We start from the raw sequence: 21,214 nt of genomic DNA on the forward strand, positions 1-21,214 counted from the left end.
TAATAATGAAAAAAATATCCATATTTTTAATCATTTTTATGCTTTTTATTCTCTCCTTTTCCTTTTCTCAGAATTTAATTGTTTATCAGAAGAATTTTGCTGTGGTATCTCTTGAAAAAGAGGTAAAACTTACAAAGGGGGTTAATTTTATATCCTTAGATGAGATCCCTCAAAGTATAGATGCGGGAAACTTTTTTATATATTCAAGTAAGGGAAATAGAATTTTGGAGGTATTGTATCCTCCATCTGGTATTTTTATCTATTCTTCTGAAGATATGATTGATACTTTAAAGATTGTTTATATTCTTCCAAATATTAATTGGAATGCTGTTCATTCCTTTTTCATTGATAAAGATAAATTAAGATTTTCTTCTGATATTTATCTACAAAATAGATCTGATATGAGTTTTCAAAAAGTAAAGCTTTCTGTTTTGGCAGGAGAAATAAATATGGAGAGGGGACCTCAGGAAATGCTAGAGGGAAAAGGTTTAAGCGTTCTTGCTATGCGTGACACCTCTGAGACAGAGTTAAAAGAAGTAGAAGGTTATAAATTATTTGATCTTTCAGGTGAATATAGTTTAGCTAAAGGAAGTACGAAGATTATCCCTATTATAGATGCAGAGATAAATAATGCTATTAAGAGATATGTTTTTCAAAATGGAAAAGTTTATATCTTATGGAATATAGAGAATAAAAAAGAGAATGGGCTTGGTATTACTATACCTATGGGAAATCTTAAAATCTTTGAAGTGGTAGAGAGAAGGGCAATCTTTTTAGGAGAAAGTAGCATACATAATATACCGGTTGGAGAAAAAATAGAGTTAATACAAGGGATAGATTTTGATATAAAGGGAGAGAGAAAGATCTTGGAGAGTAAGCAAAGAGTTGAAGGAAAATATGAGATAAAAGAATCAAAGGTTTCAGTAGAGATAAGAAATAGTAAAAAGGAGGATGTGACTGTAGAGGTAAGGGAATATATTTATGAAGATAGTGTGGAGATTGTTTCTTCTAATTTCCCTTATGAGAAGATAGATAAAAATACTTTTGTTTTTTATGTAAAGGTGAAGGGAGGGAGTTCTGCCACATTGATTTATAATTATACTTCAAAAAGGCTTAGATAATAACTTTTTGTAGTATAATTTATCTTATGAAGAAAAAGAGTATATTTAAAAAACGGAGTCTTTGGCAGACAATAACTCTTCTCATTGTGAATTCCTTTTTTTTAGCTCCTTGGGGTAAGCATATACCTGTGCCAGTTTTTAATTGCTATTCTTGTCCATTAGCAAGTTTTGCTTGTCCTATTGGTACTCTTCAGCATTTTATAGTGCTTCATCAATTTCCCTTTTTTACTCTTGGTATTCTTTTTCTTTCGGGTTTACTTCTTGGGAGATATTTTTGTGGCTGGCTTTGTCCCTTTGGTTTTATTCAAGACCTTCTTTATAAAATTCCATTGAGAAAGATAAGGATAGAAAATAGATTTGCTACTTTTATAAGATGGAGTATTCTTATTATTCTTGTAATTTTGATCCCTTATTTTACTCTTGAACCATGGTTTTGTAAGCTTTGTCCCGCAGGCACCTTAGAAGCTGGAATACCTCAAATCCTAATACGTCCACCTCTTAGAAGTCTTATTGGTTTTTTGTTTGCCATTAAGATTCTATTGCTTATCTTATTTATTGTTTCTTCAATATTTATATCTCGTCCTTTTTGTAGATTTGTATGTCCTCTTGGTACTATCCTTTCTGTTTTCAATAAAATTTCCTTTTATCATTTAGAATTAAAGCCTACCTGTCTTTCTTGTAGTTTATGTAAGATAAAATGTCCTGTAAATATAGAGGTTAATAAAGATCCTAGTTCTCCTCATTGTATCAGATGTCATGAATGTTTCACTTGTGGACAGGTAGAATGGAAAATTGAATAGTAAAGAGGGTGATACTTTGAGAATAACTTTTTTAGGGGCTGCAGGCGAGGTTACAGGATCTTGCTTTCTCTTGGAAAATAATAAGAAATATCTTGTAGATTGTGGTATATTTCAAGGAAAATCTGAAAATGAAAATGCGATACCTTTCCCTTTTGATCCTAAGGAGATTTCTGGGGTGATTCTTACTCATGCCCATTTGGATCATTCGGGAAGAATTCCTAAGCTTGTAAAGGAAGGATTCAAGAGTAAAATATACGCTACTTATCCTACTATAGAACTTTGTGAAATTCTATGGCTGGATACTGTAAAACTTATGAAAGAGGAAGTAGAAAGAATAAATAGGAAAAATCTTAGATCAGGTAAGCCTCTTATAGAGCCTCTTTATACGGAAAGAGAAGTAGAAATGGCCATGAAGCTTTTTGAACCAGTGCCTTATGATGAAATGTTAGATCTTAATGATATAAAGGTTAGGTTTAGGGACTCTGCCCATATTCTTGGTGCATCCTCCTTAGAGGTATGGGGAGATAATACTAAAATAGTTTTTTCTGGAGATATAGGACCACAAAACAATGTAATGGAAGGAAATCCCCCTATTATTGAGGGAGCAGATTATGTGGTAATTGAATCTACCTATGGTGATAGACTTCATAAGTCTTTGGAAGATACAAGAAAAGAATTTGAATCAGTTGTCTTGGACGCTTTAAATAGTGGAGGTAAGGTACTTATACCTTCCTTTGTGGTAGATAGGGCTCAAAGGGTGATATATGAAATTATGCTTTTATCCTATAAATACCCAATTTTAACAAAAATTCCTATATTTTTTGATAGTCCTATGGGCAAAAAGGTTACAGAGGTTTATGAAAGGCATAGTAATCTTCTTTCGGGAGAAATTCAGAAATATTTTCTTGAAGGAATAAGCCCTTTTCAATTAAAAAATTTAAAATTTTTGTCTACCACTGAGGAATCAAAAACTATAAATGATCTTGATATAGGATTTGTTATTGCAGGAAGTGGAATGTGTACGGGAGGAAGAATTCTTCACCATTTGAAACATAATTTATGGAAAGAAAATACCCATTTGATTTTTGTAGGTTATCAGGCGGAGGGGACATTGGGAAGAAGGATTGTTGATGGTGAGAAGAGGGTACATGTGATGGGAGAGGAAATAACAGTTAGGGCTAAAATTCATACTATAAATGGATTTTCTGCTCATGCAGATCAAAGGGATCTTTTAACTTGGACAGATAATTTTCAAGGTGACCCTACTTTTATCATAGTTCATGGAGAGCCTAAGGCTTCTCAAACCCTTGGACAGTTATTACAGCTTAGAGGAAGAAAAACTATTATTCCTACCTATGCCCAAACCTTAGATTTGGAAAAGAAAGAAATTATAACTCCAAAGGTTACTCCTAAGATTGATGTATATTCTTTAATCTCTGATTTAGAGAGTTATATTACGAAAATTAAGTCTCAACCAATTTCTCAGGATATTGATACCTATTCTCTTTTAAATTCTGCCTTGATACTTCTTAAAGAGATAGATAAAAGGAGTACAAACGCATGAGAATTACAATCTTAATTTTATCCTTTTTTCTTCTTTTCATTTCTTCTTTATCTTCTTGTGTTAAGGGAGATTATGCACTAAATGTGATTTATGAACTTTCTGATAAAAAGTATATGGGTAGACAAGCAGGTACATTAGAAAATAGGGAGGCTATTAATTTTTTGTCTTCAGAATTAGATAAGATAAATATTAGTAATTATTTTTTGCAGGATTTTCCTGTGGAAGTTTATGAGCTAAGGGATATGCCCGAATTTGCTATAAAGTATAATCAGGATTTAAAGAAATTTAAGTATAGGGAAGATTTTAGGGATAGATTTTCGGGAAGCTGGAAAGTAGAAGCTCCTATTGAAAGGGATGTTAAGAATATTAAAGATAATTTTTGGCTTACAGATTACGGGAATGGAGTTACGAAGTCTCAGATTGTTGCCTCTATTTATGGTGCAAAGGGAGTAATATTGGGTATACCAAAGGATATGACGGAATTGATTTTTGAAAAATCCTTGTTCTTTCAAAATAGTAATCTACCTGTAATCTATATTTCTTCTCAAATATTTCAGAATATAAAGGATCTTTTAGATAAGAAACAAAAAGTAATAGGTTATTATAGAATTGAATATGATAAAAGATTAGAGAAAGCTTATAATCTTATTTTTTATGTGCCATCAAAGATAAAAAGTGATAAAGTTTTATTAATTTCCGCCCATGTAGATCATGTGGGAAAAGATCCTGATAACACCTTTTTTCCAGGTGCCAATGATAATGCCTCAGGCGTTGGGGTTTTAATGGAGATAGCAAAATTAATATTGGAAAGAGGTAATGATTATCCCTTTAATATATTATTCTTAGTTACAAATGCGGAGGAGATGGGGCTTTTAGGAGCAAAATACTTTGTGGAAAATTCTCCTATTCCTCTTGAAAATATATTTTTAAATGTAAATTTAGACTGTGTAGGAAGGGGAAAGTTCTTAATAGTAGGTTATAATACGTATGCTGAGAAATATATTAAAAAATTGAGTGTACCTGCAAATTTTGTAGAGAATTATTATCTGTCCGATTCAGATCAATATATCTTTCATCTTCTTAAGATTCCTGTTTTCTTTTTTATAAGAAGTGATTCAGAGGGATATATTCCTGATCTTCATCAAAAGTCTGACACAAGAGAAGAGATAAAAAGAGAAAATTTGGTAGAGACAATGGATTTGTTTTTTAACATATTAGATGATATGAGTTTAAAATTTTTTTAATTTACTTTACGATTGATTTGTCTAAAATTAAAATAAGGGTAGTTTAGTTTTTATGGGTGAAGAAATATATGAGTAAAAATGTAGGAGATAAAATTTTTAAATGTCTTGCCATTTTTGCAAGTCTCCTTCTTGTTCTTCTTGTTATATCCCTTTTTATATCATTGGTTATTTATTCTATCCCCAGTATAAAGAAATTTGGATTCAAATTTGTAATAGATAAGATATGGGATCCTGTGGCAGATAAGTATGGGGCTTTACCTGCTATATATGGTACATTGGTTACATCTTTTCTTGCTCTTCTTATTGCCTTTCCTATAAGTATTGGGATTGCTATATTTATCTCGGAGCTTGCTCCTATCTTTTTAAAACGTCTCTTTTCTTTTATTATTGAGCTTTTAGGGGCAATACCAAGCTTAATTTATGGTATGTGGGGGCTTTTTGTTTTCGCTCCCTTAATTCAACTTAAGATAGGTCCTTTTATTCAAAGAATCCTTGGATTTTTACCATTCTTCCAAGGTTATCCTCTGGGAGTAGGATATCTTACCGCTGGAGTTGTCCTTTCTATTATGATCATCCCCACTATATCTTCTTTATCTCGTGAGATATTGATGGCGGTTCCTACGGATCAGAGAGAGGCAGGATATGCTCTTGGTATGACTAAGTGGGAAGTTATATCAAAGGTGGTTTTAGGGAATGCAAGATCTGGAATTTTTGCAGCAGGAATTTTAGGGCTTGGTAGGGCTCTTGGTGAGGCTGTAGCTGTAACTATGGTAATTGGAAATTTTCATGATATATCAATATCCCTTTTCTCTCCTGGGGTTACTATAACCAGTGTAATTATAAATCAGTTTGCAGAAGCAACAGGTGAGTTAAAGCTTTCTGTACTTATGGAGCTGGCCTTAATTTTATTCTTGATCACTTTTTTAATAATGGGGTTTGCACGATACTACATATTGAAGAGGATTGTTAAAGAATGAGTTATAAAACAAGAAAAATAATAAATAGAATAATGTTGACCATAAGCGTGATAACTTTCCTCATTGGATCTTTATTTCTTTTTTGGATCTTGGGAGATGTATTTCTAAAAGGTATCAGATATATAAATTTCAGTCTTTTTGTAGAGCTTCCTAAGCCTCCAGGTGTTCCGGGTGGTGGAGTTGCAAATGCTATTGTAGGTACATTAATTCTTACTATAGTAGCATCTTTAATTGGAGTACCTATAGGTATGATGATTGCTATAGCTATTACAGAATATCATTTAGGGAGGCTTGCATGGTGGGCTAAATTTTTAACAGAGGTACTTACCAGTTTTCCAACTTTAATCATAGGTGTCTTTGTTTATACCATAATTGTTATCCCTATGAGGACTTTTTCAGCTCTTGCGGGAAGTATAGCTTTATCTATAATAATGCTTCCTGTTATAGCTAAATCTACAGAAGAATCTTTAAAAATGGTGCCTATCTCTGTAAGAGAAGCAGCTTATGCCTTGGGAGTACCAAAGTGGAAAACAATTTTGAGAGTGGTTATTCCTTCTGCATCCAGTGGTATAGTAACAGGAATAATGATTGCAGTAGCAAGAGTTATGGGAGAAACTGCGCCTTTACTTTTTACTTCATTTAATAATGTATTTTGGAGTCTTAGCTTAACCAAGCCAATTGGAAGTCTTACTGTAACTATCTTTAATTATGCTACATCTCCATATGATGATTGGAGAAATAAAGCTTTTGCATCAGCTCTTGTTCTTGTCACTATTATTTTGATTTTAAATATAGTTGCTCGAATATATGCGAGTAAAAAAGGAAAACGCTAAGGGAGGAATGTAAATTGGATAAGATAAGAGTTGAAAATTTAAATGCATGGTTTGGGTCTATGCATGTCCTTAAAGATATTAATCTTACTCTTAAGGAGAAATATATTTCGGCTATTATTGGACCATCAGGATGTGGAAAAACTACTCTTCTTAGATGTTTTAATAGATTGCATGAATTGTCTCCTGGTGCAAGAGTTGAAGGTAACATCTTTTTAGATAATCTAAATATATATGGTAAAGATGTGGATCCTGTTATTGTAAGAAGAAGGATTGGGATGGTATTTCAAAGACCAAATCTTTTTTCCAATATGAACATTTATGATAATGTAATTGCAGGATATATCTTAAACAATAAAAGACTTTCAAAATCAGAAAAAGATGAAATTGTAGAAAGAAGTTTAAGGATTGCTGGAATTTGGGAAGAGGTTAAGAATAGATTAAGGGAGTATCCTTCTAGCCTATCAGGTGGGCAACAACAAAGAGTTTGTATAGCAAGAGCCTTAGCTGTACAACCTGAGGTGCTACTTATGGATGAGCCTACATCAGCTTTAGACCCTATATCTACATATAGGATAGAAGAGACCATAAGAGAGTTAAAAAAGGAAGTCACAATAATTATTGTTACTCACAATATGCAGCAAGCAGCAAGAGTATCAGATGAGACAGTATTCATGTATCTTGGAGAAGTTATTGAGACAGGACCTACTGCTGAGATTTTTACAAATCCGAGGAAAAAGCTTACTGAGGAGTATATTACAGGAAAGTTTGGATAATTTATTCGTGAAGCTCTTTTAATTCTCCTGTCTCCATGTAATATATTCTTTCTGCTATATTGGTTATATGATCTGCTATTCTTTCTAAGAATCTTGCAATCATAAGATATTTTACTTGCTGGGGAGCAGTCTCAGGTGCATGTTCGATCTCTTCTATAACCTCATCATATATTCGGTAATATGTTCTATCAATAGCGTCATCTTGGTCTACCACACTTAGTATGAAGTTAATATCTCTATTAACAAAGGCATCCAATGAATCACAGAGCATTTTTTCTACCAATTCAAACATGTTTGTTAAATTTTTGTTTAGTGGTAATGGGGGTAGTTTGATTAGTTCAATAGTGAATTTGGCTATGTCTACACAATAATCTCCCATTCTTTCTATATCACTTATGATTTTCATTGCAGCAGCAATTACTCTAAGATCGTGAGCCATAGGTTGCTGAAGGGCAAGAAGCTTGAGACAGTTGTCCTCTATACTCCAATTGTATTTATCCACAATATCGTCCATATCTATAACTTGTTTTGCTAAAGCCTCATCTCTATCTATTAGAGCTTTTTTACTTTTTTCAAGCATATACTTTACAGTGGAGCCCATTTCTACAAGTGAGTTCTCTAATTTTTTAAGTTCTTCTAAGAAATTCTGTCTAAGCAAATTTTCTTATCCTCCTTAAAACCCATTTAGGATTTTAGTAATTATACCAATAAGATTTTATTTTTTCAATTGTAAAAGAAATTATAGGATAGTGTGTTATAATGTTGTTAAAATATAAGTTAGGGAAAATTGGAGGTAAAGAAATCATGGGTAGAGTTCTTGAGGGGAAAAGGGTTTTGATAACAGGAGCTTCTCGAGGAGTTGGTTATGAGATTGTAAAGTTATTTTTAGAAGAAGGGGCAAGTATAATTGGTATTTCGAGGGATGAGAAGAGATTAAGAGAAGCAGAGTCAGAATTTAAGAAATTGGGGGATTTTGAAGGTCTTGTATTAGATATATCTCAAAAGGGTTTTGAAGAAAAGGTGGCTGAATCTGTCAAAAATAGATGGGATGCGTTGGATATTCTTATTAATAATGCTGGAGTAATGTTAGCTTATAGGGGATTTTTAGAAGAAGATAGGGATGTATTGGAAAAAACTTTTCAAGTGAATCTCTATGCCCCATATTATCTTATAATGGCTATGGTACCTTTTCTCCTTAGAGGTAATGAACCAAGAATAGTGAATGTTAGTTCTGGAGCAGGTACTTTTTCAGCTATAAGAGAGATGTATGACATTGCAAGCTATAGATTAAGTAAATATGCATTAAATGGTCTTACCATGCTTCTTGCCAATGAAATGAGGGGAAGGATTGCCGTTAATGCTTTAGATCCTGGATGGGTAAAGACAGATATGGGTGGGCATAATGCTCCTGGAAGTCCAAAGGATTCTGCAAAGGGAGCTTTGGCTCTTGTTACTATGCCTTTTGAGGTAACAGGAAAATTTTTCAAGGATGGCAAGGAAATTCCCTTTTAGGATATAGATGATTGTTAAAGAAAGGGAAGGGGATATATTAAAATGAAATTTCCTATCGGTAAAGAGATTTATATTAATACTCCTGCGTCTTTGATAAATCTTAAAGAACTTATTTCATGGTTTAGATTGGAAAAATTTAATGGTGTGCTTTTGGGTGAAAGCTCTAATTTCTTAACGGAGATATTAGTTTATAATGGTATCATACCTAAGGCATACACTCTTAGAGAAACAGAAATTTTGGCGGAAGATAATGCTTCTATTGAGATCTTTGTAAATGATTTTATTGCTAGATCCAATTTAATATCCCTTTATTCTCTTGAAAAAGATATAGTTTTATCTATTTTGATAAGTTATTTTTCTACCCCTAAAATCTTTCAAGAAGAGACCTATCTCTTTGTGGCTGATAAATTAGTAGAGGAGGCCAAAAAAGAAAACACCATATCTCATATATTGATTGAAAGTCTTTCTAATAATGTTCATTTTTTATTTAGTAAAGGTAAATTTTTGGGATATTATCAAGAAAGGGATGGGATTTTGAAAGATGAACTTTCTATTTCTGAGTTTTTTGAGAATAAAGAAAATCTTCTTAGTTTCTATCAAATAAGGGAAGAGGAATTTGAAAAGTTAAATATTCCCTCCTTGAGATTTAGCTTTATAGAAGAAGATATAACTTCTTGGATAAAAAAGTTATTGGAATATGTTAATTACGTGATTAATTACTACACTAAATTTGGAATGTATATTAAAAATATGGAAAGTTTATTAAGAGATTTGAGGATATTAGGGAAATCATTGGTATGTTTAGATAACAATTTTACAGTTAAAAATGAAATTATGGAAAGTTATGACGAGGTAGAGAAGGAAGTAATTGAACTTATAACAAGAATAAATAAGGAGCTTGCTGGTGTATGGGGTGAGAAATTCGTTAAGCAAAAATATATTCAATCTTATAAGAAGTTTTTGGAAGAAAATCAGAATGATAGGGTAATAATTGAGCTTCTTGATAGGTTGAATCCAGAGAATATTGAGTTTTGAAAGGGGGAAGGGATTTTGAATACAACGTATAAAAGGCTTAGTATTTTATTTATTATTCTCTTTTTACTTCCATTTTTAGTATTTTTAGGTGTGAGTTTTTTGTTGGTGGAACAAAGATTCTATCCAATTCTCTATCAGTTTTCCATTACTCTCTCTTTGGGAATTGCCCTTTATTACTTTCTTAAAATGGACCGTAGATGGAAAGGTTGGATTGGTTGGTTTTTCTTGTTTTTGAGCTTAATCCTTCTCTTCGTGGGTGATACAATATGGAATTTTTATGCCATATTTTTGAATCAAGAGGCTCCTTTTCCTGGTATATCTGATATTTTTTATGTTCTTTTTTATCTTCTTGCTTTTACGTTTCTTTCCTATTTTATAAGGCTTTTGAGGATTGAGTTAAATCCTTCTGAAAAGTTTATGATTGCAATAATATTATTGGTATTTTTAGGCCTTCTTATTCAGCAAGTTATACTTCCGATTTTAGTTTCTAACACTCATTGGCTTGAAAAAACCTTAAATGTTTTTTATCTTCTTAGTGATTTTATTATACTGGTTTTAGCTTTTGTGCTTATGATTCAATTATGGGGTGGTAAAGTAGCAAAGAGTTATGCTTACTTTATTCTTGGTATATCTGCTTGTACAATTGCTGATATTGTTTTTTCATATATATTTGGGAATTATGGTGTATCTAATTGGGTAGATATTTTTTATCTTTTGTCCTTTCTTTTACTTTCCTTTTCTGTAATTAGTGAGAGTATGTTGTATATAAATAAGTGAAGTATTTTTTGATTAAAATTTTTATTGTAATTTTTTAATTTTAGGTATATAATATTCTACAAACGATTGCGTATAAGTTTTTAAAGGGAGGTGGGATAGCTAAGGGAATAAGATTTTATCAATGTATTGAAACGTTTTTCAAAAAAATATAGTTAGGGGGTTAGTGATTTTATGAAGAAGTTAGTTTTCTTGAGTTTAGTATTATTAATGGTATTCACATTATCTCAAACAGCCTTTTCACAGTTGGGACCAAATGTACCAAGAAATGAAACTATCATAGCAAACATATTAAGTGGAAGAATTGGATCACCGGATAACTTTAATGTATGGCCAGCTACATGGCGATCACCCGATAGAGGAATACAACAATTAATGCTTGAACCAATATGGATAGTAGATCCAGCAACTGGAAAGGTCATAAATGCTCTTGCAAAAGAAAAGCCAATATATAACAGTGATTTTACAAAGATGTTAGTAAAATTAAGAGAGGGATGCTACTGGAGTGATGGAGTAGAATTTACTGCTGATGATCTGGTATATACAGTGGAACTTATAATGAAATATCAAGAATTAGGATACAATGCCACCTTTACTGAATATGTAAAAAAAGTATACAAAACAGACAAATATACAGTAGTATTTGAATTGAAAAAGCCCAATGCCAGATTCCATGCCTATTTCTTAGATAGATGGGGAGCTTGTAGGCCATTACCAAAACATGTATTTGAGAAAGTAAAAGATCCAATAACCTTTGATTTCAAACCACCAATAAGCTCAGGACCATATGTATTACATAGCTATGATCCAGGTGGATACTGGGTACTCTGGCAGAGGAGAGAAGACTGGCAAAGAACACCAACAGGAAAACTCTTTGGAATGCCCCAACCTAAATATGTACTCTTCTACTATTATGGACCAACCGAAAAACAAGTCCTTGCCCAAAACAACCATCAATTAGACATGGCAGATCTAACTATGGAAGGCTTAAGATCAGTATTATCAACCAACCAATATGCAAGAGCATACAGAAAAGAATTCCCATATATAGTAAACGTAGATCCATGTGTAAGTGGAGTCATATTCAACAATGCAAAAGCTCCATGGAATAACAAGGAAGTAAGATGGGCATTAACATTAGCTATAGATATAGTAGACTATGTAGGACTTGCTTATGATGGAGCAGTAACTGTATCAGCCTTACATATTCCAGCGACACCAGCCTATATGGAATGGTACTTCAAGCCTCTTGAGCCATGGTTAAAGAACTTAACAATAACCGTAGATGGAAAACCATTTAAAGTATATGATCCAGATGTACCAATGAGAATAGCAGAATATGCCAAAAAGAGAGGATACAAGGTACCAAGCGATCCTAACGAAATTAGAAAGATATTTGGATTAGGTTGGTATAAGTATGCACCAGATGTGGCGGAGAAATTACTTATAAAGAATGGGTTCAAGAGAGATAAAGACGGAAAATGGCTTACACCAGAAGGTAAACCATGGAAGATCACCATATTAACACCACCCAACCCAGCATCAGTAAACTTCAGGAATGCCTTTGCGTTATCTCAAGTATGGAAGAAATTTGGAATAGATACGGAAGTATATGCTACGGAGAATGACGGAACATTAATGAACGTAGGTGATTTTGAAGTATCCACATCAGGACAATGGCCAGCAAGAGAACCATGGGGTGGACATCCAGACTTATACAGAACACTTGAGCAATTTAGTTCAGCCTATTACAGACCTCTTGGAGAATACTATCCAGGACATCAATGTAGATGGACCAATCCAAAAATGGATGAGATCATAAAAGAAATGCAAAAAGTAAGTTGGGATTCTCCAAAGAACAAGGCATTAGGAATGGAAGGATTAAAGATAGTAGCTCAAGATATGCCAACAATTCCAACATTCACATATCCAGGAGTAGTAGGATATGATGAATACTACTGGACCAATTATCCAACAGCAGAAAATCCATATTGTATACCATATCATCATTGGCCTAACTTTAAGTACATGTTACCATTCTTGAAGCCAACAGGAAGGAAGTAAAAAAGTAAGCCCCCCGAAAGGGGGGCTTTTTATTTTTACCTCTCTATAAAGAACCTTTTATCTCTTATAATCCTATTGATAGTTAATACTCCTTATAGATATTTTTATTGTATAATTTTTTTAAATCACAGCCTTCAAAAGGAGGTTATCTATCTTTTATGGAGAAAGATTTTAAGCCCAACTGGGAGGAAATTTTTGACCCAGAAGACTACATATATTTTTATGAAGATATGCTTAATGATGAAATGACACAAATAGAGGTAGATTTTATAAGAAGGGAACTTGATTTAAAAGAGCCAAAAAAGATTCTTGATATGGCTTGTGGATATGGAAGGCATGCCAATAGACTTGCATTATTAGGACATGATGTTACTGGATTGGATATAAATGACAGGTTATTAGATATGGCAAGGAAGGATGCGGAAAGGTTGGGTGTAAAGGTTAATTATATTTCGAAGGATGTTAGAGATATGGATTATAATGAAGAATTTGATGTGATAATATCTATGTTTACTTCTTTTGGATATTATGAAGATGAAGAAAATTTTAAAATTCTTAAAAATACTGCAAGATCCCTTAAAAAAGGTGGAAAATTTTTGCTTGATATAAGTAATAGGGATTTTATTCTTAAGAATTTTTTACCTTATACTGTTATGGAAAAAGAAGGGAATTATATGATTGATTTTAATTTTATAGATATTACGGAGAGTAGAATTTATGCAAAGAGAATAATAATAAGAGATGGTAGGAAAAAGGAAAAGCCATTTTTTATAAGAGTATATACACCTACAGAGATTAAACTACTTTTGGAGATGGTAGGATTAAAAGTGATAAAATTCTTGGGGGGATATGATAGTAGTCCTCTTTCTATTTCTTCCCGTAGAATGATTGTTATCTCTGAAAAATAGTTTAGAGGGAGGTAGTATATGAGAAAAATCTTTTTTGTAATTCTCTCTTTAATATTACTTTTTAATATCTCACTTTCTATGGATTTTCAGACTGCTAATAATCTTTTTTATGAGGCAAGAAGAGATAGAGATGTAAATAAAATCATATCTCTTATCTCTGAACTTGAAAAGGACTCTAATCTTCAGAAAGGTACTTATCTTCTTACGGTACTTGCAGATGCATATTTAGAGTATGGATATTGGGGAGTTACAGGAAAGGATAAAGAAAAGATATATGAAAAAGCAAGAAGTTACGCAGAAAAAGCAATAAAACTTGATGACAAAAATGGAAGAGCTTGGTATATTGCAGGTGCAGCTATTGGTAGGCTTGCCCAATATAAAGGTATTATACAAAGCCTTTTTATGTTGGGAGACTTTGATAGGTATATAAGCAAAGCTATAGAGATTCTTGAAGATCCTTTATATAAAACTTTTGCCCTTCTTGCTATGGGGATGAGATATAGGGATGTACCATTTCCCCTATATAATTATGGAAAGGCAGAATATTATATGAAAGAAGCCTTAAAATATACTCCTGTTTATCCTAATGTTTACTTAGAGCTTGGTTATTTATATCTTAAAATGAATAAAAAGGATCTGGCAAAAGAAATGTTTCAAAAGGTTATAGATAGTTCTCCTCATCCATGGCTCTTAAAAACTCATGAGGAGTCAGTATCTTTAGCAAAACAAGAACTTTCTAAATTAAAATAGATTAAGAAAAAGCACCCCAAGGCTTTTTAGCCTTGGGGATTTTTTTATTCTTCTATAAATTTAGGAAGCTCGTCTTTTGTTATAATGAAAGGATGATTGAAGACTTTTTTGATATGAGATGGTTCATTTTTATTTGGATCACTTTCGAATCCACTCCATGTCATAAACCATGCCCAGTAAGCTTTCTCCTTAATCATAGCATCAGGATCTGGTATAGTTCCTGTTTCCGTCATGGCCACTAATTTTTTACCACCAAAAAGTTTTACAATATTGTAGAACATGCCTGTAGAGGGTGAATAATCTTTATCTTTTAGATATATGTCAGCTCCAACTATGTCTACATATTGATCTCCAGGATACCAGTCAAGAGCAGATGGAGAATCAGTAGTAGTCCAAACCCATATTAGATTGTTTATTTTATGATAATTAACAAGTCTATCAAAAAGAAGTCTCCATAATTTTTTGCATGGTTCTGGACCTTTTGCTCCCCACCAAAACCATCTTCCTTCAGCTTCATGGAGAGGTCTCCAAAGGACTGGTACTTTTGCTTCTTGTAGTCTCTTTAGTTGTACTGCTATAGCATCTATATCTCTTATTAAAAGCTTGTAATCTTCAGATTCTGGATGATTCATCGCATATTCGAGATCAAAACTTGTGGCTTGCGTATAAAAGCCTCTCCACCATTCCTTTCCTGGTACATCATATAGCCCCTTTGGAGCATTCCAATGCCATTGAAATTGTACAATTCCTCCCATTTTCCACCAATCTATAGCATCTTCAACATCCCTGGAAGATGCTCCCCTTTCTACTCTTGAGGGAGAGTAATCTATCATATCAAAACCACATATAGCTGGGAATTTATCAGTTAAGGTCCAGATATAAAAGGAGTCTTTATAGCCTTGTTGTCCTGATAAGGTATATTTTCCATAAATACTTACAAGGTAATCCATCAATTTCTGAGCTTCAGGAGATGGATTTGGAGTTACCAGTTTATTAGTGGGATTTAATGATGGAATTTCCGCCTTTTTTATCTTAAAATAATCCAGCAAAATCCATCCCCAACTTTTTACAATACTTATTGTATTTTTCCCTTTCTTCAATGGTATTAATCCTCCTGACACAATGGTAAAGCTTTGAGATGGTATAAATTTTATATTGGTTTGAAAGGCTCCATTTACATAAAGTGAATTTTCCTTATATCCATATGGAGCTGCATATCCAATTATAATCTCATACATACCATCTTCTGGTACCTCTACAGTAACGGTGCAAGAATCACCATCTTGATCAAATCCATCTACATATCCACTGCCTTGATATCCTGGAAATGTTTTTGCTATAAAAGTACCTTTCAATATTCCGTTTTCTGCTTGGATAGTTATTTCTGATTGAGAGATAGATATGGAAACTATTAAAAGAAGAAGGAGTGTGAAAATAATATACTTTTCCAATAAGATGCCCCCTTTCTTTTTTTGTAATTATTTTACATTTAATAGTGTGTTTATGCAATAATAAATATTTACTTTATAAAATTGTAACCGTTTATTAATTATTAATAAAAATAAAGCCTTGGACTTAAATCCAAGGCTTTATAATGATTACAAATTTTGCTTATTACCTATTCCCATTCACAGATAAAGCCCTTTTGAGTAGTAGGTACATTTCCCCATTTTCCAAATTTTTCTAAGGTTTTATATATTATAAGGTATTTTTCTACCTCTAAATTATTTGGTTCTCCTATGTCCCAATTATAGAATATAAATGGCTCTCCGGTTATCCACTTAAATTTTCCTTCCTTTTCTTCATATTTGGCTCCTAAAAAGTAATCATTTTGTTTACCATAAATAGATAGGAGAAATTCAATAAATCTTTGCTCTTCTAAGGATGTAATGGTGGTAAGATGTCCTCCCATGTTTTCGCAAAAATCTTTTGCTTCTTCCCAACTTAGATTTTTATCTATAACTGCATAAATGTGATTATTGATAGGATTTGTTATTTTTACTATATTTACTGTTTCTTCTTCTGCTTTTTTAGGAGTTTCTATAAAAAGGGATGGAACTTGTCTGTTTAATCCTATGTAATATCCACCATAAAGGTGGCTTCCTACGCTATTTACTTGTATATAATATGTGCCAGGTTTTAATTTTAAAGAGATTTGGTAATCAGAAACTCCTATGTCATTTCTTGCTATCTCTTGTTTGTTTTCATTATATATATAGATTGAGGAAATTAAAGTGGGTTCTTCTGTAAAATATATATCTAAGTTCATTTCTTGAGGAATATAGAATTTGAAGAAGTCATCTCTATCTTGTTTTTCATTTCCATAATATCCTAATGTTCCTGAAATTACAGATGGGATACTTAAATCTACAGCATTATTAATGTTATCGTTTGGTTCCTTGTCTCCCTTAATGTTTTGAGGTATAAATGTATTTTCTATAGTATAGCCACCGTAATGGATGTCCCAAATACTTGATATTAATAAATAATATGTTCCAGCTTTTAGATTGGGATAGATAAGTTTATATCTGCTATTTCTCGTTTCATTTCTCAAAATTTCTCTTTTTCCATTTACATCATAGAAATAAGCATAGGTGATTAAAGTATCATCGTTTGTAATAGTTATTTCTAAATAACCATCTGAAGGTAAAGTTATCTTAAATCTATCATTTCTATCCTGGCTACCATTTCCATAATATCCTAAATGTCCTGAAACTTTTGAGTTAATTGGGATTTCTTGAGATTGATCACTATTTTTTTCCAGATCTAATATTTCGTTTGGTTCAATATCATTATCTAATGGATTAGGTATAAACTTATTCTCAATTTTGTAACCACCATAATGAATATCCCAAACACTTTGAATTAATAAGTAATATTTGCCTGCTTTTATGTTTGGAAATACCATGGTGTATTTACCTCTTGAGGTTTCATTTCTCATTATTTCTCTCTTCCCATCTACATCATAAAAATAAATATAGGTTCGAAGGGTGCTATCATTAGTTACAGTAAATTCTAAATATCCATCAGAAGGAACAGTAATTTTATACCAATCTTTTCTATCCTGGCTACCACTTCCATAATATCCTAAATGACCAGTAACTTCAGAATTTATTGTCATAACTTGAGACTGATCTATATTATTTGCTAAATCTAAGTTATCATTTGGTTCCTTATCTGGTTTAAGAGGATTTGGGTTAAATTTATTTACTATTTTATAGTTTCCATAATGTACATCCCAAAAGCTTTGTACTAATATATAGTAGGTGCCGGGTTTAAAGTTTAGTGATATGTTAAATTTAACTCTTCTGCTTTCATCTCTTGCCAATTCTCGTGCCATATTAACGTCGTAAATATAGGCTGATATCATTAAAAAAGGTGATCTTGTGAATTCTATGTTTAAGGTTCCGTTGGAAGGAACAGTAATTTTATACCAATCTTTTCTATCCTGGCTACCACTTCCATAATATCCTAAATGACCAGTAACTTCAGAATTTATTTCTATATCTTTAGCTTCGTCTATTCCTTGTTTTAGATCTACATTATCATTAGGTTCTGTATCATTTTTTAAAGGATCTTTTTCAAAAATATTTGTTAAGGTGTAATTTCCTTGCTGTTCCTCGTACCATCGGGTTACTTTTACATAATATTTACCTTGTTTTAAAGCTTTTCTTATTACCAGTTTTTCATTTCTTATACTATCTTCTGCTCGAGCAATTTCTTTCTTCCCATCCGTATCATATAATAATATTGTTACATTTAGAGTTTTATCCGATGTTAGTGTTAATACAAGAAGGCCATCAGAATTTAGGGAAACTTCCCATATGTCAGATTTTATTGGAGATTTCAAGTTACTTGTAACAGTTCCATTTAAAGGTAAATTCCCTTTATTTATTTCCTGGGTCTGAGCTAAAGAGAGTTTCAATGATAGGGAGGATAGGATTAGAATAATTAAGACAAAAAGAAGAAATTTTTTAAACATTTTAAATTTCCTCCTTATAATGATATTTCATTCAATAGTGTAGTAGGAGAAGATAAATTAATTTGAAGATAAATTAATTTTTTACCTCCCCCTAAAATTCTTAATAACATTATAACATAATTTTTTTAATGATGAAAAATTAAATTGGTATATAATAAAAGAATCTCTTGATTACAAAGAGAATATTTGTAGATAATACTAAGGAATATGTGTAATATTGGAGGTAAATTTTATGGCAAGGAAGATTTTAATTGCTATGTTTTTAAATCTGTCCATGGCACTTTTAGAGATTATAGGGGGTGTTATCTCTGGAAGTCTTGCTTTAGTAAGTGATGCTTTACATAACGTAAATGATTTTTTTTCTTTAGTGATAAGTTATCTTGCAGAACTCATTTCAAAAAATAAAAAGAGTAACAAATACCATACTTATGGATACAGAAGGGTTGAAATTCTTGCCGCTCTTTTAAATGGGATTTTACTACTTGTTATATTTTTATTTTTGATTGTAGAAGCTTTTCATAGATGGAGATCTCCTAAAGAAGTACAGGGTTTACAAACATTTATCATAGGTATTATTGGACTTGTAGGTAATATTTTGGGGGCTTATGTTCTTCATGAGGATTCCCATCATAATTTAAATGTTAAAGGGGCTTTTTTACATCTTTTATCTGATGCTTTGTCTTCTGTTGGAGTTATAGTTGGAGCTATTTTCATAATTTTTTATAAACTATATTATATAGATACTATAATCTCTCTTCTTATAGCAGGTTTCATTTTTTATAATTCAATAGATCTTTTAAAGGATACTATTCATATTTTGATGGAAGGTACTCCAAAAGGCATAAATATAGAAAGTATTGTTTCAGAGATATCAAAGATACCAGGAGTTAAGAACGTACATCATATTCATTTATGGCAGATATCAAGTGAAGATTTGCTTTTTTCTGCTCATGTGGTATTAGAGGATCAAATGCTTTCTAACGCTGAGAGGATTGCAGAAGAGGTAAGAGAACTTTTAAAATGCAAATTTGAGATAGATCACTCAACTATTGAACTTGAAACTGAAGGGGGAAACATAGATAAGAATTGTAGGTGTGAGTACTGATGTTTAATTTTTTGCCTATAAATCTTGATGAGGTAAAGAGAAAAGGTTGGGATGAATTGGATGTAATAATTGTTACAGGAGATGCTTATGTGGATCATCCTTCTTTTGGATCTTCTGTTATTGGTAGAGTCTTAGAGTATCATGGATTTAAGGTTTGTATAATTCCTCAACCTAACTGGAGAGATAAAAACTCTTTTAAAATACTTGGGAGGCCAAGACTCTTTTTTGGTATTACTTCAGGTTCTGTAGATTCTATGGTGGCTAATTATACTCCAAATAAATTAAGACGTAAGGAAGATGCCTATACCCCATCAGGAACTTATGGTAAAAGGCCTGATAGAGCAGTTATTGTATATGCTAATGTGGTGCATGAATTGTATCCTGATGTACCTATTGTATTAGGGGGACTTGAAGCAAGCTTAAGAAGATTTTCTCATTATGATTATTGGGATGATGAGATTAGACATTCTATTCTATTAGATTCAAGGGCAAAGATTATTGTCTATGGAATGGGGGAAAAACAAGTAGTAGAGATTGCAAAACTTACTGCAAAGGGTAAATCTTGGTATGAAATATATAATGTACCAGGAATTCTTTATTCTCTTAGTGAGAAAGAGTTTAAAGATTTTGTAGAGAAAGGAATATTAAAAGATTATATAATGCTTCCTTCCTTTGAAGAGGTATCTCAAGATAAGGATAGATATCATGATTTTAGTAGAATGTTACTAAATGGGATGAAAAAGAGAAAGACTTTGATACAAAGAGATGGAAAAAGATATCTTGTACAGAATCCTCCTATGGAATATTCTGAGAAAGATTTAGATTTAATATATTCTTTACCTTTTCAAAGACTTCCTCATCCTTCATATAAAGAAAAGATTCCAGCTTTTGAAACAGTAAAAACTTCTATAATTTCCCATAGAGGTTGTTTTGGAAGTTGTACTTTTTGTTCTCTTAATCTTCACCAGGGATGGCAAGTAATATCCCGTAGTGAAGATTCTATATTAAAGGAAGTCTATAATCTTTCTCAACATAAGATATTCAATGGAACAATTTCTGATGTAGGTGGACCTACTGCCAATATGTATAGGTTAAGATGTAAGGTTTATGGTATACCTGGATCTTGCACTAACAGAGATTGTTTATTTCCTGAGATATGTCCAAGTTTAGTTATAGATTTTTCTCCCCAGCTTAAACTTTTGAAAAAAATAAAGGAAATTCCTCGAGTAAAGCATGTGTTTATTGCTTCAGGGATAAGGTATGATCTTGCCTTAAAAGATGTTGATTATATAAAGGAGATCATAAAAGAAGGATATATTGGAGGACATATTTCTGTAGCTCCAGAACATGTAAAGAATAATGTACTTGAGATTATGAAGAAGCCTAAGTTTGAGGTTTATGAAAGTTTTATAGCAGTATTTGAAGGGATAAAAAGAAAATTGAAGAAAGAGATATATGCTATTCCATATTTTATATCTTCTCATCCTGGAGCTACATTAAAAGATGCATGGGATCTTGCTATTTATGTGAAAGGATTAGGCCATTATTTAGAGCAAATTCAGGATTATACTCCATTGCCACTAACTCCAGCATCTTGTGCGTTTTATACGGAGTATCATCCTGATAGAAAGGAAAAAATATATGTGGCAAAAACCTATGAAGAAAGAAGACTTCAAAGAGCTTTGGTACAATATAGAGATAGGAAAAATAGGGAATTTATTTTGAAAAATAAAAACAAGATACCTTTTCCTATTGATAAATTGTTAAAGTAG

Annotated in this window: 18 protein-coding genes; 15 read left to right on the forward strand and 3 right to left on the reverse strand. The window is 32.2% G+C overall.

From position 1 onward, the window contains the following. Window positions 1-5 precede the first annotated feature (5 nt). The 7 genes from ACY3JO_RS02250 to pstB all read left to right on the forward strand — a co-directional run bounded on the left by ACY3JO_RS02250 (window position 6) and on the right by pstB (window position 7,312). The gene (locus tag ACY3JO_RS02250; protein WP_463085195.1) at window positions 6-1,121 is read left to right on the forward strand and encodes a DUF4139 domain-containing protein; all 1,116 of its coding nucleotides are present in this window, start codon (window positions 6-8) and stop codon (window positions 1,119-1,121) included. Window positions 1,122-1,147: 26 nt separating this feature from the next. After that, window positions 1,148-1,921: a 4Fe-4S binding protein gene (locus tag ACY3JO_RS02255; protein WP_463085196.1), complete on the forward strand. Its 774-nt coding sequence runs from the start codon at window positions 1,148-1,150 to the stop codon at window positions 1,919-1,921. Window positions 1,922-1,937: 16 nt separating this feature from the next. Beyond that, a complete protein-coding gene (locus ACY3JO_RS02260; protein ID WP_463085197.1) occupies window positions 1,938-3,485 on the forward strand; it encodes an MBL fold metallo-hydrolase RNA specificity domain-containing protein in 1,548 nt (515 codons plus the stop codon). Continuing rightward, entirely contained in the window at window positions 3,482-4,729 is a 1,248-nt protein-coding gene (locus ACY3JO_RS02265) for a M28 family metallopeptidase (protein WP_463085198.1), read from the forward strand. The genes ACY3JO_RS02260 and ACY3JO_RS02265 overlap by 4 nt, the downstream gene beginning before the upstream one ends. A gap of 68 nt (window positions 4,730-4,797) precedes the next feature. After that, the gene (pstC, locus tag ACY3JO_RS02270) at window positions 4,798-5,706 is read left to right on the forward strand and encodes a phosphate ABC transporter permease subunit PstC (protein WP_463085199.1); all 909 of its coding nucleotides are present in this window, start codon (window positions 4,798-4,800) and stop codon (window positions 5,704-5,706) included. Beyond that, window positions 5,703-6,539 (forward strand): phosphate ABC transporter permease PstA, encoded by an 837-nt coding sequence (gene pstA / locus ACY3JO_RS02275; protein ID WP_463085200.1) that lies wholly within the window; start codon window positions 5,703-5,705, stop codon window positions 6,537-6,539. The genes pstC and pstA overlap by 4 nt, the downstream gene beginning before the upstream one ends. 14 nt (window positions 6,540-6,553) lie before the next feature. Further along, complete coding sequence (gene pstB, locus ACY3JO_RS02280) at window positions 6,554-7,312, forward strand: phosphate ABC transporter ATP-binding protein PstB (protein ID WP_463085201.1); 759 nt, start codon at window positions 6,554-6,556, stop codon at window positions 7,310-7,312. Between the two features lies 1 nt (window position 7,313). Here the strand turns inward: pstB and phoU are convergent, their stop codons facing one another. Further along, window positions 7,314-7,970: a phosphate signaling complex protein PhoU gene (gene phoU, locus ACY3JO_RS02285; protein WP_463085202.1), complete on the reverse strand. Its 657-nt coding sequence runs from the start codon at window positions 7,968-7,970 to the stop codon at window positions 7,314-7,316. A gap of 146 nt (window positions 7,971-8,116) precedes the next feature. Between phoU and ACY3JO_RS02290 the strand changes: the two genes are divergently transcribed. The 6 genes from ACY3JO_RS02290 to ACY3JO_RS02315 all read left to right on the forward strand — a co-directional run bounded on the left by ACY3JO_RS02290 (window position 8,117) and on the right by ACY3JO_RS02315 (window position 14,355). Continuing rightward, window positions 8,117-8,824, forward strand: coding sequence for an SDR family NAD(P)-dependent oxidoreductase (locus ACY3JO_RS02290; RefSeq protein WP_463085203.1), 708 nt, complete (start codon window positions 8,117-8,119; stop codon window positions 8,822-8,824). A gap of 42 nt (window positions 8,825-8,866) precedes the next feature. Further along, window positions 8,867-9,859, forward strand: coding sequence for a hypothetical protein (locus tag ACY3JO_RS02295; RefSeq protein ID WP_463085204.1), 993 nt, complete (start codon window positions 8,867-8,869; stop codon window positions 9,857-9,859). 15 nt (window positions 9,860-9,874) lie between these two features. Next, on the forward strand, window positions 9,875-10,636 hold the full coding sequence (locus tag ACY3JO_RS02300; protein ID WP_463085205.1) for a hypothetical protein: 762 nt from the start codon (window positions 9,875-9,877) through the stop codon (window positions 10,634-10,636). 171 nt (window positions 10,637-10,807) lie between these two features. After that, on the forward strand, window positions 10,808-12,697 hold the full coding sequence (locus ACY3JO_RS02305; RefSeq protein ID WP_463085206.1) for an ABC transporter substrate-binding protein: 1,890 nt from the start codon (window positions 10,808-10,810) through the stop codon (window positions 12,695-12,697). Between the two features lie 158 nt (window positions 12,698-12,855). Continuing rightward, window positions 12,856-13,605 (forward strand): class I SAM-dependent methyltransferase, encoded by a 750-nt coding sequence (locus ACY3JO_RS02310; protein ID WP_463085207.1) that lies wholly within the window; start codon window positions 12,856-12,858, stop codon window positions 13,603-13,605. Window positions 13,606-13,623: 18 nt separating this feature from the next. Beyond that, complete coding sequence (locus ACY3JO_RS02315) at window positions 13,624-14,355, forward strand: tetratricopeptide repeat protein (protein WP_463085208.1); 732 nt, start codon at window positions 13,624-13,626, stop codon at window positions 14,353-14,355. Between the two features lie 44 nt (window positions 14,356-14,399). On the opposite strand, the gene ACY3JO_RS02320 is transcribed toward ACY3JO_RS02315, so the two are convergent. Together ACY3JO_RS02320 and ACY3JO_RS02325 are read right to left on the reverse strand one after the other, a co-directional pair. Next, the gene (locus ACY3JO_RS02320; protein WP_463085209.1) at window positions 14,400-15,806 is read right to left on the reverse strand and encodes a glycosyl hydrolase; all 1,407 of its coding nucleotides are present in this window, start codon (window positions 15,804-15,806) and stop codon (window positions 14,400-14,402) included. 167 nt (window positions 15,807-15,973) lie between these two features. Continuing rightward, complete coding sequence (locus ACY3JO_RS02325; protein ID WP_463085210.1) at window positions 15,974-18,337, reverse strand: C-type lectin domain-containing protein; 2,364 nt, start codon at window positions 18,335-18,337, stop codon at window positions 15,974-15,976. 232 nt (window positions 18,338-18,569) lie between these two features. On the opposite strand from ACY3JO_RS02325, the gene ACY3JO_RS02330 reads away from it, so the two are divergent. Next, on the forward strand, window positions 18,570-19,442 hold the full coding sequence (locus ACY3JO_RS02330) for a cation diffusion facilitator family transporter (RefSeq protein WP_463085211.1): 873 nt from the start codon (window positions 18,570-18,572) through the stop codon (window positions 19,440-19,442). Beyond that, window positions 19,442-21,214: a YgiQ family radical SAM protein gene (locus ACY3JO_RS02335; protein ID WP_463085212.1), complete on the forward strand. Its 1,773-nt coding sequence runs from the start codon at window positions 19,442-19,444 to the stop codon at window positions 21,212-21,214. The genes ACY3JO_RS02330 and ACY3JO_RS02335 overlap by 1 nt, the downstream gene beginning before the upstream one ends.

The sequence above is a fragment of the Dictyoglomus sp. LHC4 genome, from assembly GCF_055181355.1.